Raw genomic sequence first — 15794 nt, 5'->3', positions numbered from 1 at the left:
TGCGCCAACGACTCGCCCGGCGGCGGCGCGCTCGCCGGCGGCCCCGCCGCCTCGGCCCGCGGGCAATCCATTCCGACTGGCAGCCGAATGCCATCCGGACACGCCACGTACGAGGGCACGGGCGCCGGCGATTCCCCGACCGCCAGCGGCACCGACACCACCGGGACGCTGACAGGCCGCGCATCCGCCTGCACTTCGCCACCCGCGGCCTTGGGAGCGCCGAACAGCCCGAAGTAGTTGTAGCGGCTGGCCACCCCGAAGAGGATCAACAGCGCCGCGATGCCCGCCGTGCCCGCAAGGATGAGCTTCTGCCCCGGTGCGCGCCGCGCCGGGGCATCTGCCAGCCCGTCGCGCTCCTGCTCCGCCAACGGGGGATCGTGCTTCGTCGCAAACATGCGTCACTCCCCGCCAGGCATGGCCGGCTGGCTGCGGATGACACGCTGGACCTTGCTGCTGGCCGTGCCGGTGGGCGCCGACTGCACCGGTCGCGCCGACGAGCGATTGGTGATACCCGCCACCAGGCTGCCGCGGCGAAGAAGCACCCGCTCGACAACACGGTGCAGCACCATGGTGTCGCCTTCCATGTGAAAGTCCACGAGGCTCTCGCTGCCGTCCGGCTCCATCACGAAGGCCGCCGGCAACGCATGCGCGGCCGAAAACCGCATGAAGGTCTGCCGCCCGTTGTCGTGCATTGCCATCGGCTGCAACTCCCGCGCACCGACGATCCAGTAGTCCTCGTTGCGCACGCCGTCCTCGGCCGCCCCGGCCAGGTCACGGCGCACCTGCGCTCGCTCGGCCTGCGCCGCGTCCGCGGTTTTGTCTGCGGCCTCGCCCGGGCCCACCACCCGCACCCAGTAGGCGACATTTCTCGCCGAGCGGGAAATGGTGCGAAGCACGAAGAGGTACGCCCGGCGGCCCGTGAACAGCGTGAGGTTCGTGTCCGCCCGCACGTCCTTGGGCTTGATCAGAAAGAGGTTGCCGCTGACCGCCGCGTGCCACGCGTCACGATCGCCCATGGCGAAGTCCGTGATCTGCTCTCCCTGCGCAAGTTCGATCGTCGTCGCCACGCCTTCCGCCGCCAGGATCCGGATGACGTCCTCCCCCGTGAAGCGCACGGTCTGGATGCGGGCATCCCGCGGCGTGGGCAGCGTCCCGATCTCGGCGCGCGCGCCGGGCAGCGCCAGCCCGCAGGCGGCCAGCGCGAGCGCGAATTCGCAAGGCCTCATCGCACGCTCGACGAAGTCGCCTCGGCGGTCTGCGCCGACAAGCCCGTCTGCACGGGCGCGATGTCGGGCACGGCCAGCACCTGCGGCGCGCCTTCCTGGTCGCGCCGGTAGTTCAGCGCGCAGAAGCCAAAGGCATTGACGTGCAGGTCCTTGATCCGCGTGGGCACGTTCGATGGATCGTACTGGACCGTCAGGGTCGCGATGTAGCGCGTGCGCACGGGCGCAGTGACGCCGCGCGTGAGTGTCTTGTCGAATCGAACCTGCGCCACCCGCAGGTCCTCGCGATCGGTCGGCAGGAACGTCACGTTGAGGATTTCCGCGCGTTCCGAGTCCGTCGCGCTCATCGTCTTGACGGGCGATTGCGCGTTGACCTGGGGGTTGAAATAGGCCTCCCACTGCGCGCGCACCGGCCCGCAGGACATCAGATAGGCGGTCTTGTAGTTGGCCTCGGCCTCGCCGCGCGTGAAGCCTTCGCGGGAAAGCACGTAGCGCGCCACGTCCGACAGCAGGATCTTCTGATCGCGTGCCAGTCCCACATGCACGAGTTCCCCAGGCGCCTGAACGTCGTACGCGCCCGTCGCGTTGTCGACGCGGATCACGGTCGGCACGAACTCCTTGAGCGGCAACAGAACGCTCACGCTGAGCACGCTCAGGCCGCTCAGAACGCCGCAGACCCACGCGATCGCCGTGCTGCGGGCGGCGCGCCGCTCCAGATCGAGCCGGCGCTGCGCGTCCCAGTCGATCGCCGCCGAGAAATATGTCTGTTTGGCCATCACCGCCCGGCCTTCTGCCCGGAGGCCGCGTTGATGGGCCTGGCTTCACCTGGAGGCCATCCGGGCGGTGCCTTGGCCGACGCGCAGCCGGTCAGCACGCCGGCCAGCAGGGCCATGAGGACGGATCGTCGAAGGCTCGCGAGATGAGACATGTGCATGCTCCTAGCGACCTCTGGAACGACCTGTCCGTGGCAGCGCGCGCGCCAGACTGGCCAGCCCCGAAACGAACGATCCCCCATTGCCGCCGGTCATCGATGCACAGATCGACGGGATCTGCAGGAACATGCAGAACATGGCCAGGGAGATCAGGATGATCGGTACACAGATGGCGACCACGTTCATGCCCGCGCCGTCGCCGCTGGCGCCAGAAAGTTGACGCGCCATCGTCGCGACATCGCCGCCTGCTCCGCCGCCTGCTCCGCCGCCAAGCTTCACAACGAGGTGTGCGAGGTAGCTCTCGACGATGCCGATGAACATGAAGATGAACAACGCCGTGAAAAGATGATAAAAAATAAAGTAGAGGGCGGTACCTACCCAGGAAAAGAAGTAGCTTCGTGTTTGAGGTAAGACAAGCGCTAGAAGAAAAAATGGCCCCACGGCCAAGACCAGACTCAGCCCCAGTTTGGAGAAGATAACGGCGAACAAAGCGGTCGCCAGGAGGAGATAGGCCGCGATCGTCACCAGCGTCGCCAGCAGAAACATCGCAATCGCAGCGCCCAAAGCGAGATCATTCGCGAAGTTGCTGGCCGCCGTGAACAGTACTGAGATCAGGTCGACCACCTTGCTGTTCACGCTGCCCAACATCTCGGGTGCGTTCGCGCCGGATTTGCTTGCCGCGGCGGTCAATTCAGAAGGAAGGCTTGAGATCGGTCTGGCAACCCAGCTGAGATAGCCCCCACCCATCATGTGAAGCACCAACATGAAACCGATGAACTTCAGGAACCAGTCCGTCGCGGGAATCGCCACCTTGCCCTCCATCACCAGGTAGCACCAGATCAGCATGCTGATCCCCAAGAGGACCCAGGCCACAGGAATGACATAGCCAGAGATACCTGTAGCAGCGCTCTCGTAGAAGCCGGCCAAGGCCCTGTCGAAGTTGGCGTAGATGTCGCCGATGATGTCGCTCGCCATGATGGTCCATCCGCAAAGAAGCCATCGGCCTAGAACCGGATCTCGACTGGCTTTCGCAACTTGCGAGCCTCGTCAAGAACACGGCACGTTGCACGTCGACGCCCATATCTGTCGACTTCGTCTCGACATGCTTTGACGAGTTCGTCGAGGGGCTGCAGGTTTCCCTTGTCCGCTTCTGAAGCTACGAAGCGCGCATCAAACCGCGCCGCCTCCCGATCGGGACGATCGCCGCATGCGGCCATCAGAACAGCAACGACTGCAACTGCAGCCACCACCGGGTACGGCTTCCTGCGCATGGCATCAGAACCGGATGCCGCCGGCCGCGCCACGCGCCATGCCGGCATTGAAACCGTCGACCATGGCTTGCCGCCGGAGCTGGCGGTCCGCCTCCTGCATCGCCTGGATGGCCGAAAGCTTGATTTGCTCGTTCTGCATGCGCACGGTTTCCACCTGGATGCGCGCCTGGACTTCGGCGATCGCCTTCTGATCCGTCGATGCGTTGATCGAGCTGACGAAGGTCTGAAGGTTGCGGATGTTCTGCGCGGCCTTGCGGTAGCCGAGGTCGCCGATGTGCTTTTGCAGCGCGAGCTGTTGCCACTGCTGCGTGCACTGCGTTCGAAGGGAGGGATTGGAATTTTGCTCGGCACACGTGCGCAGCTGACTGGCACGGGCGATGTCGCCGAGCATGCCCGAGACTCCCGCGAAGTCCCCCGTGCCATCGCGCATCCCACGGGCGGCCGCCGCATAGTCCTCGGGCAGATACTGCCTGAGGAGTTCGTTGTTCAGGAGGCTGCCCAGGTTGCGCGGACCTTGCAAGGTGCCATACACCTGCTTCATCTGGCCGAGCTGCTTTTCCATTGCGCTCAGTTGCTCCATCCACTTCGCGATCGTCTCGATCTGGTTGATTGCGGCTGGGAGGTCGCTCGTCACGGTCACCGGGACCTGCGCGATCGCGGCGTGCATCAGGCCCAGACTGGCGGCCACGGCGACACCGAGCGTTCGGGCGTACGGTCGCATCGTCATCACACTCTCCTTTGAAGGAACAGGGGCAGCCACCCCGCCGGGTCAGGGCCGACCAGGTCGATCGCGGCGCGCATCACCTCGACGTTGTCGAGACTGGCCGAGAGCACGGCAAGCATGTCTTCCATGCCGCCCAGATCCAGCTTCACCATCACCGACTCCGCGCCCTTCTTGAGCAGGAACTGGCCCGAGTTCTCCTCCGTGTGTTTGATCAGATCGAACTCGCGCGGCGTCAGCTTCAACCCCTCGATGTAGTCGACCTGCTCGGCTTCGCCATTGGGCAGCAGCAGTTGCGTCGGAAATTGCGACAGCAGCGTGCTTCCCAGCGGCGAGCGGCTGATGTCGCTGGGCTCTTGCGTATCCAGGCCAATGACACCGTCTTCCTTGCGGATGGTCTTTCCCTTGTTCTCGATGAAGCGTTGCATGAGCGGATCCTTGAGCGCGCGCCATGCCTCGGCGATGTCGATGATGTGCGGCGAACCCGCCGCCTCCAGGGCGATCTTGTGCGTGAGGTAGCGCAGGATGGGTGTGCGCGCCTCGTCGATGTCCAGGAAATGGGTCATGTCGAACCCGTAGGTGTCGCCGCCGCTCAGGTCGAAGCGGTCCTCGGCGTTGTCGAGCACCCAGGCGAAGGCGCCGCCGTCGCACCAGCGCCCCAGCGCATGGAAGAGGCTGTGCTCCTGGTGGGTCGGCAAGGCGTCCCGCACGCGGGCATAGCGCCGCTGCTGCGGCTCAAGCTGGTAGACCTGCCGGATGCTGCGCAGCAGATCTTCCTCGTCCCTGTGCGTCATGACGTACTTGCCGTCCAGCTGCGCGTTCCAGGACAGGATGCTCAGGATCACCGCGATGTTTTCCGGGGTGGGCGGCAGCGAAAACGGGTTCATTCCGGTGGGCCTGCCCGCGGCGATGTGGAAGTACTGTCCTCCCATCGCGCGGATGCAGATCTCCTCGCCATAGTCCTTGTCGAAGCTGAACACCTTCAGGGCCTTGCCCTTGCGCAATGCCTGCTTGCGTGCCAGCAGTCGCAGCGCCAGCTTCAGTACCGTCTTCCCGCTGCCCGAGCGGCCGATGATCTTGTAGTTGCCCAGTTCCTTGCGATGGGCCCGCTGAGGGCCACCTTCGCCGGCGGGCGGCAAACCGGTGGGAAGCTCCGTGCGATCGTCGTAGTCCAGTTCCACTCCCTGCTCGCGCAGGCGGTCGCGGCTGACGTGGAAGTTGAAGAAGTAAGGGCCGTTGGCCGTCGTTTTCATCAACGCGATCGGCGCGCCCCACTGGCTCCCCCGCGCGTTGCCGCTGGGATGGTTGTGCATCGGAAACAGCTTGGCGAAGTTCTTGCTGCTGATGGGCATCGACCGGATGCGCCCGTGCCTGAAGTTGCCGGGCAGGCAGCTGAAGTAGGTGCAGATCAGCGCCCCGCCCCGCTCACGGGCGACCCCCATGCTCTTCTGATCGAGCAGCATCACCGCCGTGTGGATGTTTCGATTGAGTTCCTTGATCGTGTCGGCATACACGATCAGCACCAGTTCATGGTCGAGCATCGAGAAGCGTCCGGCCTGCAACTGCGTGCGCGCGGCCGCGACCTCGGCGAGTTGGTCTTCATTGCCACTTGTGCTCTTGATCCGGTTGTACTGCGACTTGAGCAGTGCATCGGCGTGGTCGAAGGCCATCACTGTCACGGACTGGCTCAGGAGAAATTCAAACGGCGCCGAAAGAAGGCCCTCGAACACCTTCACGTCGATCTGCTCGGCCCGGTAGGGCGCCACCAGCGTCAGGCATGCCGCGAGCCGGGAGCCGGCGGCACCTTCCAGCTCGACGGTTTCCGACCCGAAATTGAGCGCGCCGGCCTGCAACTGCTGGCTGAGCTCACAGGGACCGAGCCGCACCGTCATATCGGCGTTGTGGACCAGGCGCCCATAGAAGCGCGCGAGTTGCGAACACGGCTGCCCCTGGCTCTCGTCGAGGCCGAGCAGGCGCGGATGGTATCGACGCAGACTCGCCATCAACTGCGCGCACAGGCGCGACAGTTCCTCCCGGGCGCCGCGGCGCACCTGCGCCATCGCTTCGCCACCCTGGCGCGACAGACGAAGCCCCAGGCGGTCGAAGCCATTGCCGGCGACCCTGTAGACGGGCGACACAAACAACTGGTTGCGATAGAGGCGCTCGCCCTCGAACCGCTTGGCGTACTGGCGGGCAAACTCACGCGACAGACCGTTGTCGTAGTCCCCTTCCAGCAGGTCGAACTGCACCCGTCGACGTTCCACATGCGTCCACAGCGCCACATGGGGGCTGTGCGCGATGCTGTTGATGGCCGACAGCCACTGCTGGTTCAGGCCATCGAGTTCCCTGTGGCCCATCGTCTCGAACGCGATCCCATGCACGGAGATCGTCTGCGTCAGGTCGCCCTCGTAGGTGATGGCGGTGTGGTCGTCGATCTGCTGCGAATACGGCAGGCAACTCGCCACACTTCGCTCCGAAGCAACTACGTCGGATGGTCGCATCACTGCACCTCCCGGCGGTGAAGGTGGGGACTGAAGACGACCGCGCGCGCGGCATTCCTGCTGCGGTTGGCGACAAACCACCGGTGGCGGTAACCGGCCACCACATCGCGCACCCAGAAGGGGTTCTCATTGGTGCGCAAGACCAACACGAGATGCAGCGGCAGCATGAGCAGCGACCAGAAGCCGAACACGCGCATGCACAGCAGCAGCGCCATGCACTCGGCGCCAAAGACCGGCAGCGGCACGTAGGCCTGCAGCACGGGCACCTGCGGCCCCCGGTAGATGGCCACCCGCTCCAGTGGCGGCTCCTCATGGCGAACGTCGTTCATCGCCGTTGCTCAAAGACTCGAGATGCCGGAGGCCGAGCCGCCCACGGCATCCTTGACGAACTGAATGATGGCCACCACGCCGAATGCGAGCGCCGTACCGAGCAGCGACTGAAAGAAGATCTTCTTCGGGTCTTCCCTTCCGAGCCAGTTGCCGGTGACCCAGTTGAGCAGGGTCACGAGGCAGGCAATTGCGCCGATCACGCCCACGACGCCGTAGATGGCGGTGAAGATGTTGACGCCGGCCTGCTTCAGGCTCTGCGCCATCACCGGATTGGCGGCGCACAGCGCCGAACAGATGGCAATCGTGCGCCGGGCGGCGCCCAGCGCAGCGAGGCCCGCCTGCGCACCGCGCATCGCCACCTTGGGAGACAGGATGGTCTTCATGGCAGCTCCGTGAGGATGGCTAGAACCCGCGGACCGCGGGCTCCTTCGCGAAAATCTCCCGGGCTTCATCCGCGGGCGCCGCCGCCATGGACGCCCCGGCGCCCAGACGCACGTCCTTGGCGCGTTGCGCAAGGTCCGATCCCGGCGCCCGGGCCAGGTCTGTGGCCTTGTCCATGTTCACCGCGGGACGGCTCGACGGGTCCGCCGCCGCCTGGAGGATGCGCCGGGCATAGACGTCCGCCGCGCGGCGATCAATGTCACCGGCGTTGTAGCCGCGCAGCGCCGCATGCACCGCCTGGGGGCCCGCGTAGCCCGCGACACGCGCACGCCGGTGGAAGTCCAGCAGGATCTGCTGACCCGAGCGCAGATTCAGGCACGGATCGAAGGCCTGCTCCCACGTCAGGCCGTGGCGCGTCACGTTGCTCACGTGAATCTGCGCGAGTCCGACCGAGAAGCCGCGTCCCTTCGATGACAGGGACCGCGCCTGTTCGACAGCCTCGGTCAGCGTGCGAGGCTGCCGCACCGGCTCCTGCTCCCCATCCATGCCGATGGCCAGAGGTCGCCACGCGGATTCCCTTCGAACGAGCGCGCCCATCAACGCCGGGGCGACCTGCGGGGCACATTGTTCAAGCAGTGCGATGGTATCCACCATGACGAACTCCTTTGCCGCAGCCACACGAATGTTGTACATTTCGACAAGACATCGGCTGATTTGTCTTGTTTTTCAAGACTATGCCAACTCAGCGCCTCTGAAAAGCCTTGCTTACTTCTTGGAACAATTCGAATGTCCGATTCCGCCGACGACGATGCGCCTTCCCGGGGCGCCCAGGCCGTGCGCGCGCTCCTGGAGCGCCACGGGCTTCCCAAACACAGGCACTCCGCATTCGTCGGAGAGTTCTTCGAGCTGTCCCGCGCCGCGGCGCACCAGCGCGTGAGCAAGAGCACGGCGTGGACCCTGGAGGAGCTCGGTGTGCTGGCCGAACACTTCGGAGAGACCCTCGCACAGGTCGTCGCGCCGTCTCGTCCCCCTGGCGATGCCGAGCTTTCGCCGGGGCTCGCGGCCACCCTGTGCGCGGGCGACGCCAGGACGCCTTGCCGCATCTGGCTGCGCGCCGACCATGCGCCGTCAAGCGGCGACGCCTTCGTCGCGCTGCGCACCGGCAATGAGTACGTGGTGATGCCGTCTTCGGCGGTGCCCGGCGCGCACGCCCTGGGCATCGCCCGCATGGAGGTCGATCAATCCACACCATCCGCTCGACGCGTGGCGCTACTCGATCCACTGGGACGCGCGGCCAAGGCGGTGGCCGGTCCGCTGCAAGCCGCAGGCATGGAAGTCCAGCCGTTCGAGACGGCACGCGATCTGCTGGCGGTCATCCCGCGCCTTCCGTTCGATGGCTACGTGATCGGCTGGCCTGTCGCCAACGGCCAGACCGGGGCCCTGCTGTCGGCCATCCGCGCGCAGAAAAAGCCCTGCGCCCTGATCCTTCTGACCTCGCGCTCGCGGGCGGGGTCCGAGGCACTGTCGGAGCTGGCCGAGGTCGTGGCAAGGTACAAAGCCCAGCTGCTCGAACGGCCGGTACAGCCGCCGCTGCTTCGGTCCATGCTCCAAGGCGGCTTCGCCGCGTGAGCCGGCGGGGCGTGCAAGGTGAGCGCACCGAGCGCGGTCGGCGCATCGTGCGCTGCGCTCAGATCGCCGCTTTGCGCCGCGGCCCCCGCAGTTCAGAGGCGTCCCTGGAGCCGGCCGGCCTGAACTGAGCGGCCAATTGGGCAGCGCTGACGCCTCCCGGCAGCCGTTCCAGGCGTGCCTTCAGCAGGGCCGCCTCGTTGCGGATGTCCCGAAGCTCCAGCGCGGCAAACTTCTTTGGCTCACGGCCCATCGCGGCTGCAAGCTTCGAGGCGTCGTCGGTGAACAGCGAGACGTGCTCGCGCGCACGGGAGATCGCCACGTAGAACACCGCGCGGTTGCTCGAGAGGCTGCGCGTGTTGGCATCCACCAGCACGCGTTCGCAGGTCATGCCCTGCGCCGAATGGACGGTGCTGGCATAGGCATGCTGGAGATGCAAGGCGTGTGAACGGTCCAGACGAACGCTGCCAGCGGGTCCTTCCAGCGCGACATGCGGCGCCTGCACATCGGCGACGCGGTAGCGCTCACCGTTGCGCACACCCGTGAGCGGATCGTTGGCAGTGATGCGCACCCAATCCCCGGGCGCCATCTGCGCCGCCTCCGGCAGATAGACCCTCAGCATGGAGCGGCGCGCTGGATTGAAGGTCACGAGCCGTCCGTCTTGCCGCTGCACGGTCAGCGCAGGATTCGTCCGGTCAAGGTGCACATCGCGCACGCGCAACTGCTCGCCCCTGCGCAGATCCTCGCCGTAGTCGCGTTGCGGCACGATGACCTGGCCGATCTCGTAGCTTTGAACCGAGCGCAGTTCGGCCCGTGTCATGTCAACGGGCTCGAGGATTCGCACCTCATGCCCCGCGGGGAGGGCCAGGCCCGCGCGAACGTGGGCATTGATGCTGCGGCGCGCCTCGTTGGTGCCTGCGACGATGAGCGTGCGCTCGCGCTCGTGCGGCTGCAACTGCAGGTAGGCCCTGGCGATCAGCGCGCGACGCCGCTCGTCGTCGCGCACCTCGACCACCGTGTGTTGCAGCCGGGCGACCGCGCTGGGTATTTCGCCGCGCGCCGCATGCACCACGGCTGCGCGCAGCGATTCGCGCCTTTGCCGCTGGATTTCCGTGAGGAATGCTTTCGTCATGCCGGCTTCCTGAAGTTGCTCGAACGGCTTTCCGGCCTCCACCGCGTGCGTCTGGTAGCGATCTCCGCACAGCACGAGGCGGGCGTGTCGTTGCGCGATGAGTGCCATGAGCTTTTCAAGCTGGTGGGCGGGCACGACGCCGGCCTCGTCGAGAAACACGATGCTTCGGTCATCGAGCCGGTCCTGCTCGCGTCGGCGCGCGAGCAGGGACGCCAAGGTCTGCGATTCCATCCCCAAGGCGGCCAGTGCCCGGTTCTGCGATGCGTAGGGCGCCAAGCCGATCACCCTGAAACCGCGCAGCGCCGAAAGCCGCGCCGCCTCCTGCTGGATGCCCTGCACGGCCTTGCTCAGCATGTGGCTCTTGCCCGTGCCTGCGAGACCTTGAACCCCGACGTAACGGTCGCGCGTGGACAGGATCATCGCCACGGCCTCGCGCTGCCCGGCGTTGAGATCGCTCCCGGCCAGCAGGCCCGCCACGGCCCGCGGCGTGGCCACGGCCGGCACGCTCTGCCGGCCGCGTCGCTCCAGGTCCAGAATGCGCAGCTCGCTGCGCCGCGCCGCAGGCGTTGCGAACCGCGGCTCCGACGCCACGAGCGCGCCGCGCGCGATGGCGGCGTCAACCGTGCGCTGCGCTTGCGCCGGCGTCTGCCGTCGCGCCGCCATGGTCAAGGCGATCCACGACGAGCGCGAGAGCTTCTCGAATTCGTCGCGCGACTTGAAACGCCCGGCATGGGGATCTTTCGTCAGATCCGAGGCGCCGACGTGAGCGAACGGGCGGTCTGGTAAAGCGCAAGCTCAGGCACGAGCCTTCCGTCGGAGCGGGCCTGCAGCAGTGCTGCCTCGACGGCCGCCGGAGGAGCGGTCGTCGCCGCCCGCCCGTAGGCGACCTCCAGCAATTCCGCGCGGGAAAAAATGCCCTGACGCTCGGCAAGGTGAGCGATCGCGAAGTCCACCGCTTCATTGGCCGACGCGGCGGTGCGGCGCGACTCGCTGATGGCGCGGCTGAGCACCCACCCCATGCGGGCACTCTCTCGCCGCTTCGCGGGGCCCGCCCGCGTGAGATCGACCCCGGCCTCGCGCGCGGTCTGCAGCCAATGGGCGCGCAGCCACGCGCGGTCGCTCTCGCTTTTTCGGGGTCGCGACGCAAGCGCGATGATCTGCTTTTGCGCGGAGGTTGCATGGTCGCGGTCGCGTCCGCCGGCGGCGAGCAGCCGTTCGATCTCCTGGCTTCGCTGGCTGAAAAGCCGTACCGCCGCCTCCGGAACGCCGGCCAGCTCCCATCCCCCTTGCCCGTAGCCCGCAACTCGAAGTCCAGCTCGCGCAGTTTTGTCGCCAGCGTGGCGCGATAGAAGGCCCCGACCATGCGCACGTTGCGCAGCAGATCCTCGTTGGACAGCGCCCGCCACTGCCCGTCGGCGCGTCGCGTGAGGTTCATCACGATGACATGCGTGTGCAACTGGGGATCCTGGGCGCGGGACAGTTCATGGCGAAAAGCCGCGGCAACCAGATTCCCCGTGCGTTCGCGAAAGGACAGTCCGTGCTCCTTCCGGCGCGCAGCCGCAAACGTCTGCAGCAGCTGCAGGCTCTGCGCGACGGCCGCGTCATGCGCCGCGACGATGCGCTCGTCGCCCACCATCAATGCCTGAATGCTCACCGACTTGGGCGCGCTGAAGGTGAAGTCGATGCCCTTGCGATCCTTGCCGCCGCGCGTGCGGCTCGTGCGCAGGCGCTGCCCATCGGGCAGATGGGCATCCAGCATTTGCCGGAACGTTTCCGGCGCGACGGCCAAGCCGGCTTCGATCCCCAGCGAGGCTGCGCCCGCGCCCATCCATTCACCGCGATGCCCTTCCTTGCCGTAGTAGTCGTCGGCATTCTCGAAGTAGTGCGCGGCCCCGGCCGCGCTGGTGACGAACTTGAAGGAAAGCATGCGGCGCACCCTCAGGCCTGCGAGGCGCCGCCCGCCCCGAAAAGCAGGCCCTCGCCCGGTGGCTGGTGGAGAAAGGCATCGGACATCACGACCGCGGGTGCCACCAGCGGGCGTGCCTTGTACTTCATCGTCACGCGCGCCAACGGGTAGTCGCCGGCCAGTTTGAGATACCCCGTCAGATTCGGCAGCAGGTGGAACTCCGCGGGCGAGACCATCCTTTCCGTGTCCTGCCTGTGCGAAACAGTGCCTTTGCCGCCCGCGCCGCCCCGCGCGAAACTCGACACGCGGCGCAGCACCGTATGTTCGCCCAGCCCGCGCGAGAACTCCTCTGCCGTGTAGGTGTCCAGTTCGCCGATGCCGCAAAGGAACGAGCTTCTGAAACAGTTGCGTAGCGTGAGCGCGTCGTCCCGGCCGTAGACATTGTTGAGTTGGGCGAGCGACTGCACACCCGGCACGATGCGCAGCCCCTTCTTGCGGCCCTTCGTGGCCGCGTCGACGATGTAGTTGAGCTTCTCGAGTGAATCGAGTTCGTCGCACACCAGGTGCAGGCGGCGCGCGGGGTCCTCGGGCATGGACAGCACGCTCGCGCACGTCACGTCGACCCAGCATGAGATCAGCGGCTTGAGCGCCTGCAACATGTCCTCCCGCCAGGTGATCCACAGGCTGCCCTCGCCCTGGTCGAGCCAATCGCGAAACGAAAATCCGCCCGAAGGCAGGTACTTGTGCGGCGTGATGTACTGCGTCAACACCGTGCGGATGCTCGCCAGGGTGTCCGTCGCGCCATGGAAGCAACCCACCGCCGGGGTTCCCGCCAGCAGCGCCTTGAGGTCGTCGTTGCCGGCGGCCGTGAGCCAGTGCACGAGGCGCTCCGTCGTGCCCTGGCCCTGCCGCAGCAGTACCGTCAGGGTTTCGCTCACGATCGTGCGGCCCATGCTGTTCCAGGCTTCCTGCTCCGTGGACGGGCTTCGCGGGATCAGGCTGATCGCGAATTGCTCGCAGTCGAAGCTCGTGCGGATCTCGTTGAAGATGCTCCAGCCCTGGCTGCGTTTGTCGAACGGATTGAGGAGCCGGTCGCCGGGCGAGAGGAAGTAGCGCATCGACGCGCCGTCCGGATCGATGCACACGATGCGATCACCGCGGCCGATGGCGCTGTCGATGTACTCGGCGATGCACACGCTCTTGCCGGTCCCGGTCGATCCGCCGACGAAGAACTGCGTGCTCTCCACCGCATGCGGCACGGGAACACCCGCAAAGCGAAGCTGCGGACCCTTGCGCCGCGTCTTCGATGCCAGCACATGCTGGCTCACCATCCTCGGCCCTCGCAGGCGCGCCACGAACACGGCGCCACCAAAATGGTTCGCGTAGCGACGGACCATGAAGGCGAACAAGGCCACACCCGTCGCAACGCCGCACAGCGGCCCGATCCACAGCGCCGGCACGTCGATCGTCGCCCGGGCCGCGAACCACAGGCCGCGCGGCAACAGGCTCAACGGCATCCGGTAGCAGAGGGCGACGCCGACAAGCCATCCGGACAGGGTCAGCGCGAGCACGCCCAGGCACAGCCATCCGCGCATCGCGTTGTCGGGCGTGCGCTGGCTGGCGGCCATCAACGCCTCCCCAGGTAGCCCTGGAGGACCGACGCATCGATGAACTGGTCGGCCTGCGCCCTCACACCGGCGCCTACGGACTGACGCACCATGAGGTAGACCCCGCAGACCAGGCTCAGGAGCAGATCCGGATCGGTGCCGTCCGGACCGCCGGCCTGAAGACGCGCGGCGATCTCCCGGATGGTCTCGAGTTCGCGTCGCATGCCCTGCAGCGCATTCGTGTTCGGCTGCGAGGCGTCGAAATACACCCGCTTGATGTGGGTCCCCAACGCCGCGTCCTCCGAGGCGGCGAAGATGCGCTCCAGCGCAGCCTGCTCGATGTCATTGAACCGAAGAGGCACGTACCGGCTCACGTGTTACTCCTGCCTCGGGCAACCGGGCGCGCGGTCGATTCCGAAGTGACACAGGCAGTGCGCCTGTAACACCGCCCCCGCGAGCGCCATGCGGGATTGCCGGCACCTTGTGGGTGCGTATGGTGTATGCCCCATGGCCTCCTAGGCGGGGCACGGCCGCCCCCCTCCCGACCGGCTCGCGGGCGCGCCCTCCTGGCAGGCCGAAGGCCATGCCCGAGCGTTTGGCATCGCCGGGCCGAAGGCCGGCATCGCAGCAGCCGATTCGCATCCAAAGTGTGTTCATTGCGCGTTCCTTCCTTGTCCAGCCGCCCCCATTCCGCATCCGAAGTGCCTCCGTCCCGTATCCACAGCGACCGTTGGGTGCCAGCGGGCACGTCCTTGCTTGAAATGTCTTGTATTTCAATACAAAATCCGACGCATGCGCGAAATGTATCGCCAAATCGATCACGGGGACAGCCGCATGGCCCACGACCGCCCGCCCGACGAGGACGACCTCTTGGACACGCTGCAGCGGCGCACCGCCGGCCTGGTGGCGCAGCGGCTGCGCAGCGTGTCGGTCGTGATCGCGCGACTGCGCGAGCTGATCGGCGCGGCGCACGCCGCGGGCCATGCCCACGCGGCCATCCATGCCCGCCTGCGCGCGGGCGGGCTCGCGGTGAGCTGGAACAACTACCGCGCCAGCCTCGTGCGTGCGCGCCGACGCGCCGCGGCGACAGTGGATGCGAACGCGGCGCCTGCGATGGCGGCGCCGTCGCAGGGGGCCCCTCTCACGGCGCGCGACGGCCAGGCGGGCTCCCCTGCCGTGGCCGCGTCGTCCACGCCGATCCTCGATGCGCTGGCGGGCGCCCGGCGCGCCGCCGCCCGCGACTACGCGCCCGCAGCGCGCGCACCCCGCAGACCCCGGGAGCCCCGCTCATGAAAACCTGCGTCCTCAACCTCTCGGGCAACGTCGGCAAGAGCACGCTGGCGGTCCACCTGCTGGCGGCCTTCTCACCCGGCGCGCGCATCGTGAGCGTCGAGTCGATCAACGCGAGCGAGGTCGACGAAGTCGATGCGCTGGACGTCGAGGCGTTCAGCGCGAGCCGGTTTCGGGAGATCTTTCGCGAGATCATGGTCCACGACGAGCTCATCGTGGACGTGGGCGCCTCCAACGTCGCGGCCTTCATGGGCGAGATGGCGCGCTTTCGAAGCGCCGTCGGCGAATTCGACCTCGTGCTCGTGCCCACCGTGCCGGCGGACAAGCAGCAGCGCGACACCATCGCCACGGTCGACTGGCTGCACACGCTGGGCGTCGCGCCGGGCAAGGTGCGCATCGTGTTCAACCAGTACCCGGGCGAGAGCCTCGAGGCGGTGGCCAGCGTCTACCCGCAGGTCGTGGGCTACGGCCTGAGCGACGGGCGCGCCAAGGCGGTGTTCGAGCCCCACGCGGTGATCGCGCGCAGCGAGGTCTTCGAGCTCGCGAAGTCCAGCCGCCGCACGATCCGCGAGCTTGCGCGCGATGCCACCGACTGGCGGGCCGCGCGCGGGGAGGCCCGCCGCGCGGGCGACATGGAAGCGCTGGAGCGCGCCATGGCCGCGCAGATGATTCACGACCTGGCGGTGACCGCGCAGGACAATCTCGCGCGCGTGCACGCGCTGCTGTTCGCGCCGACGAAGGCGGCGCGCCGGGCATGAGCGCGGCCAGCGCGCAGCAGGCCGCGCTGCACATCCTGCTGGAGGACGTGGAGCCGCTGCTGCAGCGCGCGGAGGCGGCCGCGACCGATGTCCAGGCGGCCCGCGAGGGCCTGGCG

At 67.1% G+C, this 15794-nt stretch carries 17 protein-coding genes; 3 read left to right on the top strand and 14 right to left on the bottom strand.

Annotated features, from left to right (window positions below):
- The 10 genes from BMG07_RS34735 to BMG07_RS34690 all read right to left on the bottom strand — a co-directional run.
- Positions 1-395: hypothetical protein (locus BMG07_RS34735; protein WP_198088320.1), on the bottom strand; the 395-nt coding region annotated here is incomplete at its 3' end.
- A 3-nt stretch (positions 396-398) separates the two neighbouring features.
- The gene (locus tag BMG07_RS34730) at positions 399-1226 is read right to left on the bottom strand and encodes a TrbG/VirB9 family P-type conjugative transfer protein (RefSeq protein ID WP_198088319.1); all 828 of its coding nucleotides are present in this window, start codon (positions 1224-1226) and stop codon (positions 399-401) included.
- Positions 1223-1999: a type IV secretion system protein gene (locus BMG07_RS34725; RefSeq protein WP_198088318.1), complete on the bottom strand. Its 777-nt coding sequence runs from the start codon at positions 1997-1999 to the stop codon at positions 1223-1225. The genes BMG07_RS34730 and BMG07_RS34725 overlap by 4 nt, the downstream gene beginning before the upstream one ends.
- A complete protein-coding gene (locus BMG07_RS34720; protein ID WP_198088317.1) occupies positions 1999-2151 on the bottom strand; it encodes a hypothetical protein in 153 nt (50 codons plus the stop codon). The genes BMG07_RS34725 and BMG07_RS34720 overlap by 1 nt, the downstream gene beginning before the upstream one ends.
- 10 nt (positions 2152-2161) lie before the next feature.
- A complete protein-coding gene (locus tag BMG07_RS34715; protein WP_198088316.1) occupies positions 2162-3130 on the bottom strand; it encodes a type IV secretion system protein in 969 nt (322 codons plus the stop codon).
- Between the two features lie 300 nt (positions 3131-3430).
- Positions 3431-4153 carry a P-type DNA transfer protein VirB5 gene (gene virB5, locus BMG07_RS34710; RefSeq protein ID WP_198088315.1) on the bottom strand — a complete coding sequence of 241 codons (723 nt, stop codon included), beginning with the start codon at positions 4151-4153 and terminating at the stop codon, positions 3431-3433.
- Positions 4153-6648, bottom strand: coding sequence for a conjugal transfer protein TrbE (locus BMG07_RS34705; protein WP_198088314.1), 2496 nt, complete (start codon positions 6646-6648; stop codon positions 4153-4155). The genes virB5 and BMG07_RS34705 overlap by 1 nt, the downstream gene beginning before the upstream one ends.
- Complete coding sequence (locus BMG07_RS34700) at positions 6648-6977, bottom strand: hypothetical protein (RefSeq protein ID WP_198088313.1); 330 nt, start codon at positions 6975-6977, stop codon at positions 6648-6650. Before BMG07_RS34700 ends, BMG07_RS34705 begins: the two co-directional genes overlap by 1 nt.
- 9 nt (positions 6978-6986) lie before the next feature.
- Positions 6987-7361 (bottom strand): hypothetical protein, encoded by a 375-nt coding sequence (locus tag BMG07_RS34695; RefSeq protein ID WP_198088312.1) that lies wholly within the window; start codon positions 7359-7361, stop codon positions 6987-6989.
- Between the two features lie 19 nt (positions 7362-7380).
- Positions 7381-8013, bottom strand: a complete 633-nt coding sequence (locus BMG07_RS34690; protein WP_198088311.1) for a lytic transglycosylase domain-containing protein — start codon at positions 8011-8013, stop codon at positions 7381-7383.
- Positions 8014-8145: 132 nt separating this feature from the next.
- On the opposite strand from BMG07_RS34690, the gene BMG07_RS34685 reads away from it, so the two are divergent.
- On the top strand, positions 8146-8988 hold the full coding sequence (locus BMG07_RS34685; protein WP_198088310.1) for a helix-turn-helix domain-containing protein: 843 nt from the start codon (positions 8146-8148) through the stop codon (positions 8986-8988).
- A gap of 58 nt (positions 8989-9046) precedes the next feature.
- Here the strand turns inward: BMG07_RS34685 and BMG07_RS34680 are convergent, their stop codons facing one another.
- The 4 genes from BMG07_RS34680 to BMG07_RS34665 are packed head-to-tail and all read right to left on the bottom strand — an operon-like array spanning position 9047 to position 14004.
- Positions 9047-10780, bottom strand: a complete 1734-nt coding sequence (locus BMG07_RS34680) for an ATP-dependent RecD-like DNA helicase (RefSeq protein ID WP_269759693.1) — start codon at positions 10778-10780, stop codon at positions 9047-9049.
- Positions 10734-12044: a MobF family relaxase gene (mobF, locus tag BMG07_RS34675; RefSeq protein ID WP_198088308.1), complete on the bottom strand. Its 1311-nt coding sequence runs from the start codon at positions 12042-12044 to the stop codon at positions 10734-10736. Before mobF ends, BMG07_RS34680 begins: the two co-directional genes overlap by 47 nt.
- Positions 12045-12055: 11 nt before the next feature.
- Positions 12056-13651, bottom strand: coding sequence for a type IV secretion system DNA-binding domain-containing protein (locus tag BMG07_RS34670; RefSeq protein WP_198088307.1), 1596 nt, complete (start codon positions 13649-13651; stop codon positions 12056-12058).
- Positions 13651-14004: a hypothetical protein gene (locus BMG07_RS34665; RefSeq protein ID WP_198088306.1), complete on the bottom strand. Its 354-nt coding sequence runs from the start codon at positions 14002-14004 to the stop codon at positions 13651-13653. The genes BMG07_RS34670 and BMG07_RS34665 overlap by 1 nt, the downstream gene beginning before the upstream one ends.
- Before the next feature lie 460 nt (positions 14005-14464).
- On the opposite strand from BMG07_RS34665, the gene BMG07_RS34660 reads away from it, so the two are divergent.
- Both BMG07_RS34660 and stbB read left to right on the top strand, forming a co-directional pair.
- A complete protein-coding gene (locus tag BMG07_RS34660) occupies positions 14465-14923 on the top strand; it encodes a hypothetical protein (RefSeq protein ID WP_198088305.1) in 459 nt (152 codons plus the stop codon).
- Positions 14920-15678: a StbB family protein gene (gene stbB / locus BMG07_RS34655; protein ID WP_198088304.1), complete on the top strand. Its 759-nt coding sequence runs from the start codon at positions 14920-14922 to the stop codon at positions 15676-15678. Before BMG07_RS34660 ends, stbB begins: the two co-directional genes overlap by 4 nt.
- The last annotated feature ends 116 nt before the right edge of the window (positions 15679-15794 follow it).

The organism is Variovorax sp. E3 (assembly GCF_016082275.1).
Classification (GTDB): Bacteria; Pseudomonadota; Gammaproteobacteria; order Burkholderiales; family Burkholderiaceae_C; genus Variovorax.
This window is presented reverse-complemented; position numbering and strand designations above follow the sequence as displayed.